Genomic DNA, 22415 nt, shown 5'->3' with positions numbered 1-22415 from the left:
GGGCGGAACGGGGATCGGCCCCGCCGGACATCCGACGGGGCCGAGGCAGCAGACGTTCCGGGACTACGAACCCAGGATCGTGGTCAGGAACTCCCCCGTCCACGCCAGCAGTTCACGTCCCACGACCGGCTTTCCGCCGACCCTGGCGGTGGTGGGGCGGGGGACCAGGATCTGGTGGACGGCCGGCTTGATGACCGTCTTCGGGTACAGGCGCTTCAGGCGGAGCTCCTGCGATTCGCGCAGCTCCACCGGGGCGAACCGGATGTTCGGGCCCTGGAGGACGATCTCGCCGACACCGCAGGCGCGGGCCAGCATGCGCAGGCCGGCGACCAGGAGGAGGTTCTCGACCGGCTCGGGGAGCTTGCCGTAGCGGTCGGTGAGTTCCTCGCGGACGGCCCTGATGTCGTCCTCGGTGCTGGCGGAGGCGATGGCGCGGTACGCCTGGAGGCGCAGCCGCTCGCCGGGGGCGTAGTCGTGGGGGACGTGGGCGTCGACCGGGAGCTCGATCTTGACCTCCAGCGGCGGCTCCTCCTCCACGCCACCTTCGAGGGAGGCCCGGTAGTCGGCGACCGCCTCGCCCACCATGCGTACGTACAGGTCGAAGCCGACGCCCGCGATGTGACCGGACTGCTCGCCGCCCAGGAGGTTTCCGGCGCCGCGGATCTCCAGGTCCTTCATCGCCACGTACATGCCCGCGCCCATCTCGGTGTGCTGGGCGATCGTGGCGAGGCGCTCGTGGGCCGTCTCGGTGAGCGGCTTCTCCGGGGGGTAGAGGAAGTACGCGTAGCCGCGCTCGCGGCCACGGCCGACGCGGCCGCGCAGCTGGTGGAGCTGGGAGAGGCCGAAGTTGTCGCCGCGCTCCACGATCAGGGTGTTGGCGTTGGAGATGTCGATGCCGGACTCGACGATCGTCGTGGAGACCAGGACGTCGAACTTCTTCTCCCAGAAGTCCACCACCACCTGCTCCAGGGCCTGTTCGGACATCTGGCCGTGGGCCGTCGCGATCCGGGCCTCCGGGACGATCTCGCGGAGGCGGGCGGCGGCGCGGTCGATCGACTCGACCCGGTTGTGGATGTAGAACGCCTGGCCCTCGCGGAGCAGTTCGCGGCGGATGGCCGCGCCGATCTGCTTCTCCTCGTACGGGCCGACGAAGGTGAGGACCGGGTGGCGCTCCTCGGGCGGGGTGGTGATCGTCGACATCTCGCGGATGCCGGTCACGGCCATTTCGAGCGTGCGGGGGATGGGCGTCGCGGACATGGTGAGGACGTCCACGTTGGCGCGGAGCTTCTTCAGCTGCTCCTTGTGCTCGACGCCGAAGCGCTGCTCCTCGTCGACGATGACCAGGCCCAGGTCCTTGAACCTGGTCTCGGAGGAGAACAGGCGGTGGGTGCCGATGACCAGGTCGACGGAGCCCTCGCGGAGCCCTTCGAGGGTCGTCTTGGACTCGGACTCGGACTGGAAGCGGCTGAGCGCCCGCACGTTGACCGGGAACTGGGAGTAGCGCTCGGTGAACGTGCCGTAGTGCTGCTGGACCAGGAGGGTCGTGGGTACGAGGACGGCGACCTGCTTGCCGTCCTGGACCGCCTTGAACGCCGCCCGGACCGCGATCTCCGTCTTGCCGTAGCCGACGTCGCCGCAGATCAGCCGGTCCATCGGGACGGACTTCTCCATGTCCTCCTTGACCTCGGCGATGGTGGAGAGCTGGTCGGGCGTCTCCGCGTACGGGAAGGCGTCCTCCAGTTCGCGCTGCCAGGGGGTGTCGGGGCCGAAGGTGTGGCCGGGGGCCGCCATCCGGGCCGAGTACAGCTTGATCAGGTCGGCGGCGATCTCCTTGACGGCCTTCTTGGCGCGCGCCTTGGTCTTCGTCCAGTCGGCGCCGCCGAGCCGGTGCAGGGTGGGCGCCTCGCCGCCGACGTACTTGGTGACCTGTTCCAGCTGGTCGGTCGGGATGTACAGGCGGTCGCCGGGCTGGCCGCGCTTGGCTGGGGCGTACTCGACGAGGAGGTACTCGCGGGTGGCGCCCTGCACGGTGCGCTGCACCATCTCGATGTAGCGGCCCACGCCGTGCTGTTCGTGGACGATGTAGTCGCCGGTCTCCAGCGTCAGCGGGTCGATCGTCTTGCGGCGGCGGGCCGGCATCCGGCCCAGGTCCTTGGTGGCGGTGCGCTGGCCGGTGAGGTCCGTCTCGGTGAGCACGGCGAGCTTCAGCGCCGGGTCGACGAAGCCGTGGTCGATCGCGCCGCAGGAGACGTGGACGACGGACGGGGAGATCTCCGCCAGGTCCGGGTCCAGGCGGGCGGCGATGCCCTCGCCGCTCAGCACCTCGACGGTACGGGAGGCGAGGCCCTGGCCCTCGGTGACGTACACCGTGCGCCAGCCCTCGGCGATCCAGCCCTTGGTGTCGGCGAGCGCGCGGGCGGTGTCGCCGCGGTACGACTCCGGGGCGTGCATCGTGAACTTGAGGGTGTCCTCGTCGAGCTCGTCGTCGGCGGCGAACGGGGAGACCGACCACCACATCATCCCCAGCTCGCGGGCCCGGTCCCGGACGTCCGCGATGCCCCACAGCGAGGCCGCGCCCACGTCGATCGGGGCCTCGCCGCCGCCCGCGGTGGCCGCCCAGGACGCCTGGAGGAACTCCTGGCTGGTGGCGACCAGGTCGGCGGCCCTGGTACGGACCCGCTCCGGGTCGCAGACCAGCGCCATCGAGCCCTTCGGCAACACGTCGAGCAGCAGCTCCATGTCGTCGACCAGGACCGGGGCGAGGGACTCCATGCCCTCCACCGCGATCCCCTCGGCGATCTTGTTGAGGAGTTCGCCCAGCTCGGGGTGGGCCTCGGCGAGCGCGGCGGCCCGCTCCCGCACCTCGTCGGTGAGCAGCAGCTCGCGGCAGGGCGGCGCCCACAGCCCGTGCTCGGCGATCTCCAGCGACCGCTGGTCGGCGATCTTGAAGTAGCGGATCTCCTCGACGTCGTCGCCCCAGAACTCCACCCGAAGGGGGTGCTCCTCGGTCGGCGGGAACACGTCCAGGATGCCGCCGCGTACGGCGAACTCGCCACGCTTCTCGACCAGTTCCACCCGGGAGTACGCGGCCGCCGCCAGCGCCTCGACCGTCTTGCCGAGATCGGCGCTCTCGCCGATGCGCAGCGCCACGGGTTCCAGGTCGCCGAGCCCCTTGACCTGCGGCTGGAGCACGGAGCGGATCGGCGCGACGACGACGGAGACCGGGCCGGTCTCCGGGTCGTCCGCCCTCGGGTGCGCCAGGCGGCGCAGCACGGCGAGGCGGCGGCCCACGGTGTCCGAGCGGGGCGAGAGCCGCTCGTGCGGCAGGGTCTCCCAGGACGGGAACTCGGCGATCGTGTCCGGCGGCAGCAGGGTGCGCAGGGCGGCAGCCAGGTCCTCGGCCTCCCGGCCGGTCGCGGTGACGGCGAGCACGGTCCGCCCGGTCTCGCGGGCCAGTGCGGCGACGGCGAAGGGGCGGGCGGCGGGCGGGCCGACGAGGTCGACGTGCATCCGGTGGCCGTCGCCGGCGGCCTTCACCGCTTCGGAGAGTGCCGGGTCACGTACGACGACATCCAGCAGACCGTGCAGGCTCATGAAGGGCTTCCGTCCGGGTAACTAGGGCGAGGTCCGGCAGCCGGCTGCTGCCAGGGCGACACGTAGAGCAACGCGCAGGGCAACGCGAAGCGCCCGACACGTGCTGGGGGTGGCTGCTGGATCCTGCCGGATCAGGGAGCGAGGGCCGGTGCGTGCAGCTGCAAGGCGGAGGAGGGAGCCCACGCGGAGCGTAGGCGACTGACGACAACGCAGCAGATGTGCGCACCGGCCCTCGCGAGCCCGGCAGGATCCAGAAGCCACCCCCTGGCGTACCGGGGGGTTCCCAGCGTACGACTCCGCTGTGACAGCCGCGCCCGCAATCCACGCCCGGCGGGGTGTTCGGACACGGCGCCACGGTGGGGCGTCCCGCACGTACGAATCCGGCCCCGGGGTGTTTGGAGGAACACCCCGGGGCCGGATCAGGTCATCCTACGTCGGCCGTCGCCCGCGCTAATCGGTGGCGATCGCGTTCAGGACATTCATCCGGCCCGCCCGGAACGCCGGGACCAGGGCCGCGAACAGGCCGACGAAGGCGGAGGCGACGAAGACCGTGAGGATCGTCGGCCACGGGATCTCCAGGACGCCGAGGCCCTCCAGGGCCAGCAGCTTCTGGGCCGCCGTGCCCCAGCCCATGCCGAGGCCGAGGCCGAGCAGGGCTCCGAAGACCGCGATGACCACCGACTCCAGGCGGATCATCCGGCGCAGCTGGCGGCGGGAGAGACCGATGGCGCGCATCAGGCCGATCTCCCGGGTCCGCTCGACCACCGACAGGGCCAGGGTGTTCACCACGCCGAGCACGGCGACGATGATCGCGAGCGCCAGCAGGCCGTAGACGATGTTCAGCAGCTGGCCGATCTGGTCCTTGAGCTGCTGCTTGAAGTCGGCCTGGTTCTTCACCTCGTACTGCGGGTACTTGGCGAGGGCGTCCTTGAGACCGGCGTACGCCTCCTTCTCCTTGCCGTCCGCGGCCTTCGCGAACATGATCATGTTCTGCGGCATGGTGTCGGCGGGGACGTAGCGCTCGGCGGTCGTGATGTTGATGTACATCGCGCCCTTGTCGATGTTGACGTCGTCCGAGGTGATCGCGGCGACCTTCAGCTTCGCGGTCTCGCCGCCCTTGAACGCGACGGTGATCCGGTCACCGACCTCGACGTGGTGCTCGGTGGCGTACGTCTCGCCGACCGACATGGCGTCCTTGCCGTACGCGGCGGCCAGCTCGCCGGAGACCGTCTCGCGGCGGACGTCGTCCTTGTACGTGGGGTCGGCGGCGACCAGGCCGTCGATCTCGGTGGAGCCGTCGGGGGCGGTGAGCGAGGCGCTGACGGACTTGTACGAGGTGACGTGGTCGATGTCCCCCGCCGCCCGGACGGCCTTCGCCGCCTGGTCGACGATCAGCCCGCCGTCGCCACCGGCCGGCTGGACGATGAAGTCGGCGCCCACCGACTTGTCGAGTTCCTCGGTGGCCGAGGCGACCATGGAGGAGCCGACGACCGAGAGGCAGGCGACCAGGGCGAGACCGACCATCAGGGCGGCGCCGGTGGCGCCGGTGCGGCGCGGGTTGCGCAGGGCGTTGCGCTCGGCGAGCCGTCCCACGGGGCCGAACATCCGCAGCATGACCGCGCTCAGCACCCGGACCACGAGGCCGGCCAGCAGCGGGCCGATCACGATGAAGCCGATCAGGGTGAGGAGCACGCCCGCACCGAGCATGAGCGAACCCTCGGCCGACTCGTCGGCCCTCGTCGCGGCGAGGAGCGCGGCGCCGCCGGCCAGCGTGAGGACCAGGCCGATCGCGGCCCGGACCCGGCCCGCGCGGCCGTCCGCCGGGGTTCCGGCCTCGCGCAGGGCGGCCATCGGGGAGACCTTCCCGGCCCGGCGGGCCGGGAAGTACGCGGCGACGACGGTGACGACGATGCCGAGCACCAGGCCGACCACCGGGGTCGTCCAGGCGACGGTGAGGTCCCCGGTGGAGAGTTCCATGCCCATGGCGCCCATGAGCTTCATCAGGCCGACGGCGAGGCCGACGCCCGCGCCGACGCCGAGGAGCGAGCCGACGACGCCGAGGAACAGCGCCTCGATCAGCACGGACCGGTTGACCTGCTTGCGGCTGGAGCCGATGGCCCGCATCAGGCCGATCTCGCGGGTGCGCTGGGCCACCAGCATCGAGAAGGTGTTGACGATCAGGAAGATGCCGACGAGGAGGGCGATCCCGGCGAAGCCGAGCATCGCGTACTTCATGACGTCGAGGAAGGAGCCCATCGAGTCCTTGTTGGCCGCCGCCGCCTGCTCCTGCGTCTGGAGCTTGTACGCGGAGGTGTCGCCGAGCGCCGTGGCGACGTTCTTCTTCAGCTGCTCGTCGGGGACGCCCGCTTCGGCGGTGACGGAGACCATGCTGAAGACGTCGGGCGCGCCGAGCAGCTTCGTCTGGGCGGTGACGGTGTCGAAGTAGACGACCGCGGCGCCGGGGTTGGTGACCTTGAAGGCGGCGATGCCGCTGATCGCGGCCCTGATGTCGCCGCTGGCGGTGATGGTGCGCAGTTCGTCGCCGAGCTTCAGGTGGTGCTTCTCGGCGGTGTCGGCGTCGACCATCACCTCGGTCGGGCCGCGCGGTGCGTGGCCGGAGGAGATCTCCATCGAACGGAGGTCGTTCCTCGTCCAGTTGCCCGCGATAGTCGGGGCGCCCGAGGTCGGGCCCAGGTTCTTGTCGTGGCTGTCGACGACGGTGACGGACATGCTGGAGACCGCGCCCTCGGCCGCCTTCGCGCCGGTGGCCTTCGCGGCCCGCCCGACGGCGGACGCGGGGACCGTGGCGGGCTTGCCGTTCTCCGGGATCCCGTTGTTCTTCTCGGGGTCCTTCGGGGAGACCGTGACATCGGCCGCGGTCGCGGCGAAGAGCTTGTCGAAGGTGGTGTTCATGGTGTCGGTGAAGACGAGCGTGCCGCACACGAACGCCACCGACAGCAGGACGGCCACGGCGGAGAGCGCCATGCGTCCCTTGTGGGCGAAGAAGTTCCGCCGCGATGTCTTCCAGACGGTCATGACGTCCGCCCGCGCGAGTCGAAGTCCTTCATGCGGTCGAGGACCTGGTCGGCCGTCGGGCTGTGCATCTCGTCGACGATGCGTCCGTCGGCGAGGTAGAGGACCCGGTCCGCGTAGGAGGCGGCCACCGGGTCGTGGGTGACCATGACGATGGTCTGGCCCAGCTCGTCGACCGACCTGCGCAGGAAGCTCAGCACCTCGGCGCCGGCCCGGGAGTCCAGGTTCCCGGTGGGCTCGTCGCCGAAGATGATCTCCGGGCGGGCGGCGAGCGCCCTGGCCACCGCGACGCGCTGCTGCTGGCCGCCGGAGAGCTCGGTCGGCCGGTGCTTCAGCCGCTCGGCGAGGCCGACGGTCTCCACGACCTGCCGCAGCCAGGCGGCGTCGGGCCTGCGGCCCGCGATGTCCATCGGCAGCGTGATGTTCTCCAGCGCGTTGAGCGTGGGAAGCAGGTTGAACGCCTGGAAGATGAAGCCGATCCGGTCCCGGCGGAGCTGGGTGAGCTTCTTGTCCTTGAGCCCGGTGATCTCGGTGTCGTCGAGGAAGATCTGCCCCGAGCTCACGGTGTCCAGGCCGGCCAGGCAGTGCATCAGGGTCGACTTGCCGGAGCCGGACGGCCCCATGATCGCGGTGAACTGCCCCCGGGCGATGTCCACGTCGACATGGTCGAGCGCGACGACCCGGGTCTCGCCCGCCCCGTACGCCTTGACGACCTGCCGCGCCCGCGCGGCGACGGCCGTAAGCCCTCCAGTGTCCCCGTGCCTGGGAATGGTCACAGCCGTTGTCACGGTTTCTCTCCTATGTCGGTCATCGTCAGGAATGTGTCGGCGCGCATCGCAGAGTCTGGTGTCGGGAGCGGGTCCGGCGCACTGGTGTCCAGCGCAGTTCCCGGGTGGGGTTTTCCCCACCCCTCCCCCGCTGTCCGCCCGCTCCGGCGGTGGGATCCAGCCGCTTTCCGCGGTGCGGGAAAACGTTGCGGTGTAGGAAAAACGTTAAGGAACGGACCCCCGCCGTCACGTCCTCCGCCGGGAGGAACCGCCCCTGGCGAGAATTAAGGAGCTCCCCCTAGGGGTCTCGACCCCAGGGCGGAGACCCGTGTCAGGGGCTCCGACCAAAGGTGTACCGAGGGCCTCGCCGGAGGACCCCGTTCCCGCCCGGCCGCCACCTCCGGTTCACCCGGCCTCACGCAACTGAGCCATTACCGTGGGTAATTCAGGCCACCCCCTCCCCAACTGCCGTACTCACAAGTAATGTTCGCGCATCCGAACGCACCCGCACTCCTGCCTTGCCGCCCGCCCCAGGACCCGAGCCATGCAAGGAGCAGCACCCCGATGTCGCACGGAAACCCGCCCCCGGCCCCCCACTCCTCCTGGCCCGGACCGCTGCCGAAGCCGTCCCCTCAGCATCGGCCGCCGCCCCCGCACCACGCCGACTATCTGCTGCCCTGGCAGAGCTCCGACGCCCCCGACCCCGGCTTGCCGGGCACCCCCGACGCCTCCGATGCCTCCGGCGCCCCCGCATCCGCGCCCGGCCGCCACAGCGACCTGCGCCGACTGCGCACCTCGTACCGGGTCCTGCGGCGCACCGCGGCGCTGACCGCGCTCGGCTACTTCGTGGTCTTCCTGCTGCTCTCCGGATACGCCAAGGACCTGCTGGACCAGCCCCTGTTCGGCGGCCTCAACGTCGGCCTGGCCCTGGGGCTCTGCCAGCTCCCCGTGGCGCTGCTCGCCATCGCCCTGTACGAGCGGACCGCCCGGCGCACGGCCGATCCGCTCGCCGCCCGGCTGCGAAGAGCGGGAGCGGCCCGGTGAACGGATTCGACAACTCCGCGCAGTCGATGTCCCTGGTGGCCTTCCTCGCCGTGGGCACCGTGGCACTGCTGCTCTGCGTGATGACCGGCCCGGACCGTGACGACGTCGACGAGTTCTACACCGGTTCCCGCTCGCTCTCGCCCATGCAGAGCGGCTTCGCCCTCGCGGGCGACTACCTCTCCGCGGCCACGGTGCTCGGCACCACCGGCATCATCGCCCTCACCGGCTACGACGGGATGATCCTCGCCCTGAGCATCACCCTCTCGCTCGTCCTGCTGATGTTCCTGCTCGCCGAACCGCTGCGCAACGTGGGCGGGTTCACCATGGGCGACGTGTTCGTGCGCCGCGCCCCCGGCCGCGCGGTCCGCATCACCGCCTGCGCGGCCACCCTCGCCGCGCTCGTCCCGATGATGGTCGTCCAGCTCGCCAGCAGCGGCGATCTGCTCGCCTTCATCCTCGGGTTCGACACCTCCGGGTTCCGCACCGGCGCCATCATCGGTCTCGGCATCCTGATGATCGGCTACGCGGCGATCGGCGGCATGAAGGGCACCTCGCTGATCCAGATCGTGAAGACCGTGGTCCTCTTCGTGGCCGCCTTCACCATCGCCGTCATGATCATGAACAGGTTCGACTGGAACACCGACTCGCTGCTCTCGGCCGCCCGGCAGAGCAGCGGCGCGGGCGCCGAGTACCTGCGCTCGGGGCTCCAGTTCAAGGGCAGCGGCCTCGACATGGTCAGCTCCGAACTGACCGTGGTGCTCGGTGCCGCCTGCCTGCCGCACGTGGCCATGCGCATGTCGAGCGCCCGCTCCACACAGGCCGTCCGGCGCTCGATGTCCTGGGCGATATCCGTGGTCGCCGCGATCTGCCTGCTGCTCGTCGTGATCGGCTTCGGCGCGGGGGCCCTCGTCGACCACGACGTCATCACCGGTGCCGGGGCGTCCGGGAACAGCGCGATCCTCCAGATCAGCGGCGAGGTCGCCAACGGTACGCAGCTGGGGGCCCTGATCATCACGACGATGACGACGGCGATCTTCCTCACTCTGCTCGCCTCCGTCGCCGGAATGATCCTGGCCTGCGCCAACTCCCTCGCCCATGACCTGTTCGCGCACGGCCTGCACGGGGTGCGCGACCCCGACCGCAAGCCGCTGGCCGGCCTGTCCGAGATGCGTACGGCACAGGCCTCGGCGATCGTCGTCGGACTGCTCGCCACCACTCTCGCGGTCGTGGCCAGGCACTGGAACGTGCAGGCGCTGGCGACGCTCTCGTTCTGCGTCGGCGCGTCCGCGCTCGCCCCGGCGCTCCTCTACAGCATGTTCTGGCGGCGCTTCACCCGCACCGGACTGCTCTGCACCCTCGTCGTCGGCACCCTCACCACCCTGGTGCTGATCACCGGCACCAACCTGGTCTCCGGCTCCCCCACCTCGGTCTTCCCCGACCACGACTTCAACTGGTTCCCGTTCACCACCACCGGGCTCGTCTCCATCCCCGCCGGATTCCTGGCGGGCTGGCTGGGCACGGTCCTCCCCCGCCACACGGCCCCCGCGGCACGCCGCCTCTACCAGAGCGAGGAGCCCCGGATCCTGGCGGGCATCCCACCGACACGCCGTTGAACCCGGCCCTCGCACGATCCCCGGCGCCCTGTCGGCAGGCAGCACGACGACAGCCCCGCACACTCCGGATCAGGGGTGCGCGGGGCTGTCGTCGATGTGCGGGGCTGTCGTCGCCGCAGCGGGGTGCGGTCGCGGGAGGTCGAAGGGACGGAGCTCCGCCATATCGAACGGGGCGACCTGGAGCACGGTGTTCGGCAGCTCGGCGAACTCGATCAGCCGCGCCAGCTGTGCGTCCATGACAGCGGGGCCGCCCACGGGTCGGCGGAGGCAGCTCTCGTCCAGCACGACCAGGAACAACGGCGGATGCGTGCGGGCGAGTGCGGCCTGCCGCTCGGCGACGAGCGAGATCCGCTCCTTCGCCCGGTCGTTGGTGATCGCCCCGCGCCTGACGGCGCTCTCCGCGAGCGCTGTCGCGTACTCGGGCGTCTGGAGCAGGCCGGGCATCACACCCACTTCGTTCCGAGGGGTCGTCGGCCCGTACTGGGCGTTGCGGCCGGTCGGCGGTGGTGTCGAGTGGGAGGCCGAGCCGGAGTGGGGCCGCGCGCTCACACCCGCCGAGCGGCTGGGCGTCGAGAACGCGTTGCGGAACCTCAGGAGCAGTCGGGGCGGGCTGTGAACGCGGTGCCCAACCTGTCGGGCACGGTTCATGGTCGACGTGCACGCGGGTGATGCCCGGACGAATGCGCCCGCCTCGGCGGTGCGCTCGCCGGACACCCCTACCTGCGTTGCGAACGTGACACTTTGGTGGGTGTTCGACACGTTCCGCCGCTTGGTAGACGGTGCGCTCGCCGGGCACCCCTACCTGCGTTGCGAACGTGACACTTTGGTGGGTGTTCGACACGTTCTGCCGCTTGGTAGGGGGTGCCGCCGCCGCAGCGGGTCAGGCCGGGTCGGGTTCGCGGCAGGGGCGGCAGAGTCCGTCGCGGAATGCTTCGGGCCGCCCGGGGGCGCCGCACTCGGTGCACTCGACCATCAGACGGCGTACGGGAGTTCCCGGCGCGGCCGGGGATGCGGCGGGCAGGCGGGGCGGGAGCTTGTCGCGGAGACGGCGGCGGACGAAGCCGAAGGGCGAGTCGACGGACGCGGGGAGCCCGGCGGTCAGCGCGTGCGTGAGGTAGTCGGCGTCCACGCCACGCGCGAACCACTCGGCGGCCATCTGTTCCAGTGCCGCGCAGTCCGCCGCCGAGAGGGCCAGACGGGAATCGGCACGGCCGAGATGGGCCAGGGCCAGGAAGGCGGAAGAGGGACGGCCCGCAGTCGCCTGCGACACCGACACCGGATCCGGCACCGACACCAGCATCAGCACCGGCTCCGGCTCTGCGGTGCGTTGCTGCGGCACTGTCGTTACGAGCGGCTGCGCCGGTACGGGTACGGATGCGGGTACTTCGGGCGCGGAGGTCGCTGCGGCTTCTGCGGCCTCCTGCGGTGCAGGGTGGCGCTCCTCGGCGGTCAGGAAGGCGTTCCACCACTCGTTGTCGCGGGCGGTGCGGGACCAGAAGGTGCGGGTGACCCAGCGGACCTGTTCGCCGTTCTCGCCGCTCAGGCACCGGACATGCCGCAGATGACCGGCCACGCCCAGGGCCCGTAACGCGCTGCCGACGGCCATCTGCCCGTACAACGGCTGGCTCCTGGCCAGCGACTTGATGTCCATCGCCGCACCGTCGGGCAGCGCGTCGACGTAACCGGCGATATGCCGCTCACGCTCGGGCAGCAGCGCGAAGTCGCCCTCGTGGGGCGTGTGTTGTGCCGGGACGGAGCGCTTTCCGTAACCGGGCTTGGCCTTCGGATGGGCGCGCGAGGATGCGGACGCGCACGGGGCAGGGCTAAGGTCTGAAACAACCACGGGATCGCCTTTCGGGATCTTCGATCTTGGGGCCAGACCCCGGTCAGTGCGGCTAACACTGTGCCGGGGTCGTTCATTTGGCACCGTAAGCAGTCGCGACTCCGCGCCGCAAGTCGGTCACGACTAGTCATACTTGCTGGCCGTGACGGGTCCGGGAGGGTGGGGAGGTTTTCCCAACCCCCTTCTTTTCCCTACCGGTTGTAAGACACCGCTCGAATCCCGACGCCCGGATCCCGGCCCCCGGAGCCCGAAGCTCAAGACCCGGCCCCGAGCCCCTCCCCGTACCCACGAAGGAGTGAACAGGGCCTCTACGACGCTCGAAACCCGGCTCTCGGATCTCGGATCTCGATGCGAGATGTGTACCCCCTGGCACACACGAACGAGGTCGGCGATTCTGTCCGCATGCTGCTCCCGAACACCCACGAGACGGCCGAACTGATCGAGGTCGTCCGCATCACCGATCCGATCAGGCATTTCGGCGCCGACGACCTGACCGGCGACGAGGTCGCTCCGTGGGAGGCGCCTCAGATCGATCAGGTCCTGGCGCTGGTCGGCGATCTGCCGGACGGCGAGATGCGCCGCTGCTTCTCCACCACGACGGGGAGCGCGACGAGCAGCACCCGGGAGCGGCGACTGCGCGGCTTCTCGGGGACGGCGCCGGTCGTCCGGACATCAGGCAGGGAGGGCACCGCGGCGGGGGCGGGCGCCTGGGGCAGCTCCGGCTCGGGCTCCTCGGGCGGCGGGCTCGCCGCGAACGCCGCCCGCTCGGTGATCCGGTCGGTGACGGCCGGCGGCCACGGCGAGGTGACCGCGGCGGGCACCCGGGCAGCGGCGATCTCGAAGAGCTCGGCGGCCGTCGGCCGGTCCGCGGCGTCCTTGGCGAGACAGGACTCGACCACGGCGGCCAGGTCCGGATCGAGGTCCGGCAGCCGCCCGAGGTCGGGTTCGGTGTGCACGATGCGGTAGAAGAGGCCCGGTCCCGACCCGTCGCCGAACGGCGGGCGGCAGTTCGTCGCGAAGAGCAGCAGACCGGCCAGCGCGAACACATCCGCCGCACCGGTCAGATCCCGCTCGGCCATGGCCTGTTCGGGGGCCATGTAGGCGGGCGTCCCGATGACCATCCCGGTCCTGGTCACCCTGGACTGGTCGGCCGCCCGCGCCACCCCGAAGTCGATCAGGGTCACACCGTCGAGCGTCAGCATGACGTTGGACGGCTTCAGGTCCCGGTGCACCATCCCGGCCGCGTGCACCGCGCGCAGCCCGCCCGCCCCGTCGCGCAGCAGCCGCCACAGACTGTCCGCGGGCAGCGGGCCCTCGTTCAGCCGCAGCGCGTCGCTCAGGGTGACGCCGGGGATGTACTCCGTGGCGAACCACGGAGGCTTCGCCGTACGGTCACTGGCCAGCAACCGGGCACTGACCCCGGACGGCAGCTTGGCGAGATTGTCGAGTTCGTGCCCGAAGTGGGACAGGAAGTCCTTGTCCGCGGCCAGCACCGGCAGCACCTGCTTGACCGCCGCGTACCGCCCCGCCGCGGTACCGAGATAGACCCGGCCCATACCGCCGGTACCGAGGATGCCGAGCAGCCGGAAAGCGCCGATCCGCCGGGGGTCGTCCGGCTCCGTCGGCGTGGCCCCGCTGCCCTGCAAACGTGACACTTCTTCAGCTCCCCCGTGCATGGCGCCAGATTAGCCCAGCCCGAACGAACGCACGACAACTGCTGTGCCAGGCAAGCGACTTGAGAGAGGGATCGGTCGGTTCAGTCCTCCGCCGGTGCCACCCGTCCGGTGAGCGCCGCGAGCGAATTCCTTACGTGCGTCATGTGCGCCTGCACCTCGTCGCGGCCCTCCTCGTGCTCCCGCACGATCCGCTCCGTCTCCCGGACCACCCGCTCCTCGCTGACCCTGGCCGCCGCGATCAGCTCCGCGGCCCGCGCCTCGGCGTCCTCCTGACCGTGCCGGGCGGCCTCCTCCGTCTCCGCGAGCGCCCGCCGCGCCTCCTCCAGGCGGGCCTCCGCCTGCTCGGTCAGCTCGTCGTGGTGCGCCGCCTGCGCGGCCTCGGCCGCGGCCAGTTCGAGCTCGGCCGCCTGCCACCGCTCGGAGTGCTCCTGCTCCTGGTGCGCGAGGACGCTCTCGGTGCGGCGGCCCGTCTCCGCCATCATGGCCTGCGCCCGCTCCCGGACCTCCGCGGCCTCCTCGCGGGCCTCCGCGACGGCCTCGTCGGCCGCGCCCGTCGCCGCGGCCAGCGTCCCGTCGGCGTGGGACACCGCCGCCGCCCGCATGGCCTCGGTGTCCGCCCGCGCCGAGGCCCGGAGCTCCCGGCCCGCCTCGTCCGCCGCGTCCCGCAGCGCCTGCGCCGCCTCCTGGGCGGCGCCCCGCAGGGACTCCGCCTCGGTCTTGGCCAGGGCCAGGATCTGCTGGGCGCGCTCGCCCAGCGATTCGTAGTTCTGCGGGGCGAGCCCGGCGACGACCTCGCTCAGCCGGACCGACTCCGCCGACAGCTCCTCCACCAGCGCCGTCAGCCGGGACACCTCGTCCAGCGCCGCGTCCCGCTCCGCCGAAAGGCCGGCCACCGCGCGGTCCACCTGCTCCGGACGGTAGCCACGTCCCCGTACGCCGACGAAGCCATGCGCGGACACCGGTGCAGAACTCATCCTTGAAGCCTCTTTCCGACTCTCCGACCACCAGCAATACGTCAAGGATGCGGCAATTGACACAGAAGTCGGAATCGATCAGCTGCATTCCGGACGGAAGCGACAGGCATCACAGGCACCGCAAGCATCACGGACAACACACGACACACGGCACGGCGCCCGGCCCCTCTCGGTGACCGGGCGCCGTGCCGTGTGCCTGCCGGGTCAGATCAGCCCGTCCCACATCTGTTCGAGCAGTACCGACCACCAGCTCTCCGGCGACGCCAGCGCCGCCGCGTCCAACGCCACCAGCTGGGCCTGGAAGTCGACCGTCCAGCGGCCCGCCTGCTCCGGGTTGAGCCCGAAGCGCAGCCGCCACATCCGGCCGAGCAGCGCCATCGAACGCTGGAACTCCGGCAGCCCGGTGTTCACGAACTGCGGCGCCACCGACTGACCGCCCGGCCCCGCCTCGACCGGCACGGCCACGATGTTCGCGGTCCCGTACTGGACACAGATCGCCCGCCCGAAGTCGGACCCCATGACGAGGTACGACCCGGCGTCGGGGGCGGCCTGCACCTGACGCTGCGCGGCGAGCTCGCCCAGCGTGGGCACCACCGGCTGACCGGGCTGCGCCCAGAAGAACGGCCCGAAGTCGGCGGGCAGCCCCGCCCACACCAGCGTGCGCGCGACGGTCTCGGGCACACCCTGGCGGGAGACGGCCCGCTGGTCGAAGCGGCAGATGCCCTGCGGCCCGAAGGTCTGCAGCAGCTCGTCCGCGATGGCCTCCGGCGGCGCCGCCATCGCGGGCGGCATCTGCGGCAGCGGCGCCCGCACCGGCGCCGGACGGGCCGGCCCGTCCGCCACCTGGTGCAGCTCGCCCTGGTGGGTGAGCAGATGCTGCATGCCCTGCTGACGGCTGGCGTGATCGGTGCCGTACGGAGCGACGCTGGTGATCCGCACCTGCGGCCAGGTCTCACGGATCATCCGCGCGCAGTAACCTCCGGGCAGCTCACAGGACTCCAGCTCGGTGTGGAGCTCGATGACCTGCTGCGGCGGCACGTTCATAGCCCGCAGCTCGTGCAGCATCTGCCACTCGGGGTGCGGGGTGCCGGGCGCCGAACGCCGGATCAGCTGCTGCTCGCTGCCGTCGGGCGCGCGGTAGCGCAGCACGGCCTGGTAGCCGGGGCCGACGGTCGGCTGACCGGTCGGCGCCTGCGGGTACCCGTACGCCGGGGGCGGCGGGGTGTGCGGATTCGGCGGTACGGGGCCGGGGGCCCCGCCCTGCGGCGCTCCGGGCGGACCGGGAGGACCGGGCGGGCCCGGAGGCCGGGGCGCGCCGGGGCCGCCCATGCTCGGGTCGGCCAGCATCGTCGCGGCATGGTGCACCCCACCACCCGGCGGAGGCGTCGAACCAGGCGGCGGAGGCGGCACCGGAGCACCAGGAGCACCAGGCGGACCCGGAGGCCGGGGCGCGCCGGGGCCACCCATGCTCGGGTCGGCCAGCATCGTCGCGGCATGGTGCACCCCACCACCCGGCGGAGGCGTCGAACCAGGCGGCGGAGGCGGCACCGGAGCACCAGGAGCACCAGGCGGGCCGGGCGGGCCAGGAGGCTGCGGCGTACCAGGAGCGCCATGAGCACCAGGGGCCCCGGGGGGACCAGGGGGTGCGGGCGGCTGAAGCGGGCCCGAACCGCCCATGCTCGGGTCGGCCAGCATCGTCGCGGCGTGATGCACCCCGCCACCGGGCGGAGGCGTCGAACCAGGCGGCGGAGGCGGCACCGGAGCACCAGGAGCACCGGGCGGGCCAGGCGGGCCCGGAGGCTGCGGCGCACCAGGCGCACCGGGCGGCCCCACCTGGGGGGCGAGCTGCGTCGGCAGGTACCCGCCCGCCGGGGCACCGGGCGCACCCGGCCCCGAAGGCGGCGGCACGGGCGCGCCCGGCCTGGCGCCAGGGGTTCCGGGAGCACCGGGCGGCGGCGGGGTCGACGGACCGCCACCACGCGCACCGCGCGGCGGCACGACGGCCTTGCTGGTGGCCGCGTCCGCGATGTCACCGGCACCCGTGCCCGAAGCGCCGGGCGCACCCGGCGGAATACCAGGGATGCCAGAGCCACTGGAGGCACCAGGGACACCAGAGCCACCGGGGACACCAGGGGCGCCGCCCTGCGGGCCCAGGCCCGGCACGACCGCCGTACGCGGCAGCTGGCTGCCGCCCGACATCAGGGCCGTCGGCGCATCGGCCGGCACGATCGGAGGCGGGGTGCCGTCGTCGTCGGCGCCCGAGAGCGGCGGCGCGAACACCGTGGCCGGCAACGGCACCGCCCCCTCGTCGCTGTCCGAATTCGTGTCCGTACCCGCCCACGGGGTTGACCCGGCCGGCACGTTCGGCGGACCCGCCGGGACACCGTCGTTGGCGGTGGGCTCGTAAGCGACCTGCCCGCCGTGCGAACCCGGCGACGACTGACCGACCGGGGCGGCCGGGGCGGCGGGCGGCACAGAGAACGGCGGAGCCGGCGCGACCGGCGGGGCCGGCGGGGCCGGGGACGCCGGGGCGGCCGGAGGCGCCGCGTCCTGGGTCCGGTCCTCGCTCCGGTCCTGGCTCCCGCCCCGGCCCTCGCGGTGGTCCGGGATGCCCAGCTTGTCGGCCGCTTCCTGGAGCCACTCCGGGGGGCTCAACAGGAACGACGTCTGATTGAGGTCGATGCGCTGGGGCGGCTCCGGAGCGGCCGCGGCCGTCGCCTGCGCGCCGTACTCCTCCTCGTACCGCCGGATCACCTCGCCCACCGGCAGCCCCGGCCACAGGGTGGCCTCGCCGCTGTCCCGGGCGATCACCAGCCGCTGCCTGCCGCCGTCCGAGACGGGGCCCTCGGCGCGGTCCTCGCCCCACACCACGAAGCCCAGCTCGAACTCCCGCACCCGCACCTCACGGTGCTGGTAAGCGGGCACGTCACCGTTGATCCACTCGTCCGCGCGCTCCTGCGCCTGAGCAAAGGTCACCATCGCGCTCACCCCTCCACCGGGACGGCCCGCGCGAAGCCGCCGTCCACCATCAGGTTCGCCACGGTCTCCAGCTCCGGCGGATTGCCCGCCAGACGCTGCAGGAAGGCGTCGAAGTCACTGCCGCACGGCAGCAGCAGCCGGTCCACCCGCTCCTGCACGTTCCAGCCGTCCTGGTCCCGGGCGTCGTCGTACGCGCAGAACCAGACCGAGCCGATGCCGTTGCCCTTCACCTTCACCGCGACGATCCCTCCCTGGACGAAGCCGACGCCCAGGAAGTCCTTGGTGAGGTGGTCGCGCAGGCACTTGTTCACGTACACCAGGTCGTTCGCGGCGGCCTGCTCGCGCACCGTGAAGAAGGGCTGGTCGACCAGGAGCCCCAGCTCCGCGTCGAGCGCCGCACCGACCGGCGCCGAACCGCCCGCCGCCTTGAGGAACGAGCGGTAGGCACCCGGCAGCCGGTAGCCGAGGTCCTCCTCGACGCCCTGCACCTGCGCCTCGCTCACCGCCACGGCACCCTTCGGCAGCCGGAAGTGCGCGGGGCGGGTCTCCTGCAAGGGGCGGGTGCCCCGCTTGTCGTGGTCGACCGCCGTGGCGGCCAGGCCGCCGTGGTGCCGCAGCAGCGCCTTCACCTCGACCGGGACCAGCTCCATGCGCCGGCCGCCGGGCACGTGGTGCCACGTCCAGCCGTGCGGAGTGGCGACCGCCGGGATCGTGTCCCACAGCTCGTGGCCGCTCGCCGCCAGCGCCGCGTTGGCCGAGACGTAGTCGGTGAGCCGCAGCTCGTCGACCCCGAATCCCTGCGGCGGCTCGGCGATCTCGGCGGCCGCACGCGCGTACGGCGCGAAGTCCGGGCTGCCGTTCTCGTCCATGCGCACGCCGCCGGGGTGGCGGGACGCCCGGACCGGGTCCGGGAAATGCACGAGCTGCCCGGCGTAGGCCGCGTTCGGTGGCGCGGCTTGCTGCCCGAGCCGACCTGTCGTCATGGCGGTTGCCCCCTGCTGCGTCTGGCTGGTGAGGACCGGCCTGCCCAGGGGGCAGGCCGGTCCTGGCACAGCCTATGCGGTGGCGCAAGGGCCGGTCTCGCCCATGTGACCTGTCCTACGCCTCCCCCTCCTCATCCGTCACGAACCGTCACAACGGCGTGACGGACGAGCGACGCTCCCGACACGACCGGGCGACACGGAGACACGTTTCACTGCCCCAGCTTCCCCACCAGCCGGGACATTTGGCAGGCTGTCACCGCAACTCGGGGGGCGTGCACATCGCGCAGCTACCGCTGCGGGCACGGGAGGGAAAGCGCCATGCACACTGCACAATCAGTCACATCCGGGGATCCACGCCTCAGCTGGAGCAGCACCGGGACCGGCCTCGCACCCCGACTGCTCCACCGGCGCGACGGCATCCTGCCCGCGGTCGCGGCGGCACTGTCCGTCCGCGGCGAGACGCTGACGTGCACTGCGGGCAAGGGCGACCAGCCCCCCGTACTGCACCCGCTCGTCCAGGACTTCCTCGACACCCTCCCCAGCGGCCGGCGCGAACGCTTCACCGGCCGCTGCCCCGAGGCGATACTGCTCTCCCGGCAGCTCACCGCGGCGGAGGCGACCCGCTCCAAGCGCGCCCAGCGCAAGCCGCTGACCAACGGCGAGGCCCGGCGCGCCCTGAAGCACTCCCGGCTCACCGCACGGCGCATCCGTGAGGACGGCGACCCGATGCACGGCAGTTACGCGCCGCCGTGCCGCTCCTGCACGGCGATGCTCGCCCACTTCGGCGTACGTCCCGTCGACCTCACGACCACCGGGGCGGCGACAGCTGCCGAGAAGGGCTGACCACACGCCGATGCACGACCGAACCGACGTACCCGAACAGGCGGGCCCCGCGGACCGCGACCGGAACTCCTCCACCCGCTTCCCCGTCGCCGTGGACGCCGCCCTGCGCACCGCGGGCTGGCAGCCCGGCCGCTGGGACATCCGGCAGGCCGAGGAGTGGGCCGACGCACTGCGCTCGCACACCTCGCCCGCCGGCCACCAGCACGCGGTGTTCCCCGCGGCCGTGGAGGCGTGGGCCGAGTTCGGCGGACTCCACATCACCGCGTCCGCGCCGGGCCGCCAGATCGCACCCGCCCCGGTACGCATCGACCCGCTGAGGGGAGTCCACCTCGCCCGCACCCTCGGCGACCTCGGCCGCGCCCTGGAGACCGAGGTCAGCCCGCTGGGCGAGGAAGGGGACGGACAGGCGGTCCTGGCGATCGACGCCGAGGGCCGCGTCTACAGCATCGACCACACCGGCGACTGGTACCTCGGCCCGGACATCGACCAGGCACTGGCCACCCTGATCACCGGCATCCAGCCGGACCGCCTCGTCTCGGACTGACCCCTCGGGGCCGTGCCGGCGGCTCGCCCGGGGCTCCCGGATCACGCGGCCCCCCGGACGCGGACCACCGCCCCGCTGCCACCGAGCCCCCGGGTCACGCGGCCACTCGGCTCACGCGGCCCCACGGACACGGACCACCGCCCCGCTGCCGCAGAACCCCCGGCTCACGCGGCCCCTCGGCTCAGGCCGCCGCCCCCCGGGCCGGCAGCACCGCCGACACCCGGAAGCCGCCCGCGTCCGTCGGACCCGAGACGAAGACACCGCCGAGCCCCAGCACCCGCTCCCGCATCCCGACCAGGCCGTTGCCCCCGCTCGGCAGCCCCGCGTCCGCCGTGGCCGCGTCCGACGGACCGTTCTCCACCTGCATCGCGACCTCCGCGTCCCGGTGCGCCAGCCGCACCCAGGTCTTCGCGCCCGCCGCATGCTTGTGCACGTTCGTCAGGGCCTCCTGCACCACCCGGTACGCCGTCTGCTCGACCTCGGGCGGATACGTGCGGGCCTCGCCGTCCACCGACAGCTCCACCGTCATCCCCGCCGCCCTGGACTCCCCCACCAGGGTCTCCACCTCGTCCAGCCGCGGCCCGTCCTCCGTCGCGGCGGCCGCGGCGGCGGCAGCGGCCCGGCCGACCGAGGCCAGCGGCACCGGGGCCGGCCGGTCCGTCACCGACTCCCCCGCACGCAGCACCCCGAGCATCTCGCGCAACTCGGTCAACGCCTGCCGGCCCATGTCACCGACCAGCGCCGCGTTCCGCACCGCCTTCGCCGGATCCTTCGGCGCGACGGCCTGGAGCGCGGCGGCGTGCACCACCATCAGGCTGACCCGGTGGGCGACCACGTCGTGCATCTCGCGGGCGATCCGGTGACGCTCCTCCGCACGCGCCCACTCGGCCCGCTCCTCCGCCCGGTCGGCGAGCAGCGACAGCTCCCGCTCCAGCGAGTCCGCCCGCTCCCGCAGGCTCTCCATCAGCCGCCGCCGGGCCCCTATGTAGAGGCCGAACAGCACCGGCGGCGCGGTGAGCCCGAGCGACATGAAGAGGGACATCAGCGGTACGTACCAGTTGCCGGGCCCGAAATCGGCCTGCTCGTCGACGCTCTGCCGCAGCCGTACGTAGGTGACGATGAACGTCCCCGCGAAGGACATCCCCATCAGCACCGCGGTGATTCTCCGCGGCACCTCGGAGGCGGCCAGCGTGTAGAGGCCGACCAGGCCCATCAGGAAGCCCATCTCGGCAGGCGTCGTCGCGATCGCGACCAGCACCACGGCGATCGGCCACCGCCGCCGCACCACCAGCACGGCCCCCGCCAGCAGCCCGAACAGCACCCCCACCGGCACCGGCAGCCCGGTGTCCCCGGCGAACTCCACCCCTTCCAGTGCGCACTCCAGCGCCGACAGGAGCCCGAGCCCCACATCCAGGGCGACACTCCGCCGCCGCTCCCACCACCAGTAGCCGCGGGTGGTCGGTCCCGCCGCTTCCCGGTCTGCCCCCGTTGCGGTCATGCCATCCACCCTACGGGCGGTCGCACCTCATTTTCGGGCGACCTGGACCGCACGTACGCCTGCGAAACAGAGATGGAACGGCCACTTATCGCTTGAAATGGTGAATCGAGCAGACTTTCGCACCGAACGTCCGCATTCCGGCCGACGCTCGCCACATGACGGAAATCACGAGCAAGTACGCCGACTTCGAAGCCCTGCGCGAGCAGGCCATCGCCTTGCGCCGGGAGGGCCTCAGCCGCCGCCAGATCCGTGACCGGCTGTTCGTGGACAACAGCGACATCCTGAACCGCCTCCTGGAGGGCGAGCCCGCCCCGGAGTGGACCAAACGCCCGAACGCCAAGGACGACCTGCGCGCGAAGGCCCGGGAGCTGCGGCTCCAGGGCATGACGTACGACCAGATCCAGGTCGAGCTGGGCTGCTCGAAGAGCTCGATCTCGCTGTGGGTGCGGGATCTGCCCAAGCCGGAACGCAAGCGGACACGGGAGGAGGCATCCGCCATCGCGCGGCGCGGCTGGGAGATCACGCTTCGGCAGCGCGACGAGGAGCGCCAGGAGACAAAGAGACAGGCACAGAGCGAGATCGGCACCATGAGCGCGAACGAGTTGTTTCTGCTCGGCGTGGGCCTCTACTGGGCAGAGGGCTCCAAGTCCAAGCCGCACCGCGCTCAGGAGCGGGTTTCGTTCATCAACAGCGACCCGGACATGATCAACGTCTTCCTCGCCTGGCTCCGCCTGCTGAGAGTGGGCGACGATCGACTCCGCTTCCACGTGCACATCCACGAGACGGCCGACGTCGCGTCGGCGGAGCGGTTCTGGGCCGACCTGACGGGCGCCGACACGTCCGCATTCGGCAAGACGACGATCAAGAGCCACTCCCCCGAGGACCAACCGGAAGAACGTCGGGGAGGGCTACCGGGGTTACCTGGTGGTGCGAGTTCTGAAAAGCGCCGCCCTGTACCGTCGCATCGAGGGCTGGTGGTACGGCATAGTAGGGGCTGCCTCAGTACCCGATCATCAAATTCGGG

At 72.0% G+C, this 22415-nt stretch carries 13 protein-coding genes and 2 pseudogenes; 5 read left to right on the top strand and 10 right to left on the bottom strand.

The genetic code is table 11. The annotated features are described in order from the left end of the window. Positions 1-63: 63 nt before the first annotated feature. From mfd to OG842_RS23530, 3 genes are all read right to left on the bottom strand, one after another. Complete coding sequence (gene mfd, locus OG842_RS23540) at positions 64-3594, bottom strand: transcription-repair coupling factor (RefSeq protein WP_266732341.1); 3531 nt, start codon at positions 3592-3594, stop codon at positions 64-66. Between the two features lie 450 nt (positions 3595-4044). Beyond that, complete coding sequence (locus OG842_RS23535) at positions 4045-6630, bottom strand: ABC transporter permease (RefSeq protein ID WP_266732340.1); 2586 nt, start codon at positions 6628-6630, stop codon at positions 4045-4047. Next, positions 6627-7415, bottom strand: a complete 789-nt coding sequence (locus tag OG842_RS23530) for an ABC transporter ATP-binding protein (RefSeq protein WP_266732339.1) — start codon at positions 7413-7415, stop codon at positions 6627-6629. Before OG842_RS23530 ends, OG842_RS23535 begins: the two co-directional genes overlap by 4 nt. 543 nt (positions 7416-7958) lie before the next feature. On the opposite strand from OG842_RS23530, the gene OG842_RS23525 reads away from it, so the two are divergent. Together OG842_RS23525 and OG842_RS23520 are read left to right on the top strand one after the other, a co-directional pair. Next, on the top strand, positions 7959-8438 hold the full coding sequence (locus OG842_RS23525) for a DUF485 domain-containing protein (protein WP_266732338.1): 480 nt from the start codon (positions 7959-7961) through the stop codon (positions 8436-8438). Continuing rightward, positions 8435-10051 carry a sodium/solute symporter gene (locus OG842_RS23520; protein WP_266732337.1) on the top strand — a complete coding sequence of 539 codons (1617 nt, stop codon included), beginning with the start codon at positions 8435-8437 and terminating at the stop codon, positions 10049-10051. Before OG842_RS23525 ends, OG842_RS23520 begins: the two co-directional genes overlap by 4 nt. A 132-nt stretch (positions 10052-10183) precedes the next feature. On the opposite strand, the pseudogene OG842_RS23515 reads toward OG842_RS23520, so the two are convergent. The 6 genes and pseudogenes from OG842_RS23515 to OG842_RS23490 form a co-directional block, all read right to left on the bottom strand. Beyond that, a pseudogene (locus tag OG842_RS23515) lies at positions 10184-10507 on the bottom strand (Scr1 family TA system antitoxin-like transcriptional regulator); the annotation flags it as partial. 424 nt (positions 10508-10931) lie between these two features. After that, the gene (locus tag OG842_RS23510; RefSeq protein WP_266732336.1) at positions 10932-11894 is read right to left on the bottom strand and encodes a MarR family transcriptional regulator; all 963 of its coding nucleotides are present in this window, start codon (positions 11892-11894) and stop codon (positions 10932-10934) included. Between the two features lie 533 nt (positions 11895-12427). Beyond that, the gene (locus OG842_RS23505) at positions 12428-13549 is read right to left on the bottom strand and encodes a serine/threonine-protein kinase (protein WP_323185774.1); all 1122 of its coding nucleotides are present in this window, start codon (positions 13547-13549) and stop codon (positions 12428-12430) included. A gap of 101 nt (positions 13550-13650) precedes the next feature. Beyond that, positions 13651-14544, bottom strand: coding sequence for a cellulose-binding protein (locus OG842_RS23500; protein WP_266732334.1), 894 nt, complete (start codon positions 14542-14544; stop codon positions 13651-13653). A 204-nt stretch (positions 14545-14748) separates the two neighbouring features. Further along, on the bottom strand, positions 14749-17523 hold the full coding sequence (locus OG842_RS23495; RefSeq protein ID WP_266732332.1) for an SUKH-4 family immunity protein: 2775 nt from the start codon (positions 17521-17523) through the stop codon (positions 14749-14751). A gap of 5 nt (positions 17524-17528) precedes the next feature. After that, positions 17529-18506 (bottom strand): SMI1/KNR4 family protein, encoded by a 978-nt coding sequence (locus OG842_RS23490; protein WP_266732331.1) that lies wholly within the window; start codon positions 18504-18506, stop codon positions 17529-17531. 318 nt (positions 18507-18824) lie between these two features. Here OG842_RS23490 and OG842_RS23485 point away from each other — a divergent pair, with 318 nt between their 5' ends. Together OG842_RS23485 and OG842_RS23480 are read left to right on the top strand one after the other, a co-directional pair. Continuing rightward, positions 18825-19349, top strand: coding sequence for a YwqJ-related putative deaminase (locus OG842_RS23485; RefSeq protein WP_266732329.1), 525 nt, complete (start codon positions 18825-18827; stop codon positions 19347-19349). A 10-nt stretch (positions 19350-19359) separates the two neighbouring features. Continuing rightward, positions 19360-19893, top strand: a complete 534-nt coding sequence (locus tag OG842_RS23480; protein WP_266732327.1) for an SUKH-3 domain-containing protein — start codon at positions 19360-19362, stop codon at positions 19891-19893. Between the two features lie 181 nt (positions 19894-20074). Here OG842_RS23480 and OG842_RS23475 read toward each other — a convergent pair whose 3' ends face one another. Beyond that, the gene (locus tag OG842_RS23475) at positions 20075-21391 is read right to left on the bottom strand and encodes a sensor histidine kinase (protein WP_266732325.1); all 1317 of its coding nucleotides are present in this window, start codon (positions 21389-21391) and stop codon (positions 20075-20077) included. A 155-nt stretch (positions 21392-21546) separates the two neighbouring features. Here OG842_RS23475 and OG842_RS23470 point away from each other — a divergent pair. Beyond that, positions 21547-22402, top strand: a pseudogene (locus OG842_RS23470) (hypothetical protein); the annotation flags it as partial. Positions 22403-22415: the final 13 nt, after the last annotated feature.

The sequence above is a fragment of the Streptomyces sp. NBC_00376 genome (assembly GCF_036077095.1).
In the GTDB taxonomy this organism is placed as follows: Bacteria; Actinomycetota; Actinomycetes; order Streptomycetales; family Streptomycetaceae; genus Streptomyces.
This window is presented reverse-complemented; position numbering and strand designations above follow the sequence as displayed.

Bases quoted from the DNA above. Each gene is read 5' to 3' on its own strand.
- OG842_RS23485 (WP_266732329.1), top strand. From the start codon at position 18,825: ATGCACACTGCACAATCAGTCACATCCGGGGATCCACGCCTCAGCTGG.
- OG842_RS23525 (WP_266732338.1), top strand. From the start codon at position 7,959: ATGTCGCACGGAAACCCGCCCCCGGCCCCCCACTCCTCCTGGCCCGGA.
- OG842_RS23495 (WP_266732332.1), bottom strand. From the start codon at position 17,523: ATGGTGACCTTTGCTCAGGCGCAGGAGCGCGCGGACGAGTGGATCAAC.
- OG842_RS23500 (WP_266732334.1), bottom strand. From the start codon at position 14,544: ATGAGTTCTGCACCGGTGTCCGCGCATGGCTTCGTCGGCGTACGGGGA.
- OG842_RS23490 (WP_266732331.1), bottom strand. From the start codon at position 18,506: ATGACGACAGGTCGGCTCGGGCAGCAAGCCGCGCCACCGAACGCGGCC.
- OG842_RS23475 (WP_266732325.1), bottom strand. From the start codon at position 21,391: ATGACCGCAACGGGGGCAGACCGGGAAGCGGCGGGACCGACCACCCGC.
- mfd (WP_266732341.1), bottom strand. From the start codon at position 3,594: ATGAGCCTGCACGGTCTGCTGGATGTCGTCGTACGTGACCCGGCACTC.
- OG842_RS23535 (WP_266732340.1), bottom strand. From the start codon at position 6,630: ATGACCGTCTGGAAGACATCGCGGCGGAACTTCTTCGCCCACAAGGGA.
- OG842_RS23480 (WP_266732327.1), top strand. From the start codon at position 19,360: ATGCACGACCGAACCGACGTACCCGAACAGGCGGGCCCCGCGGACCGC.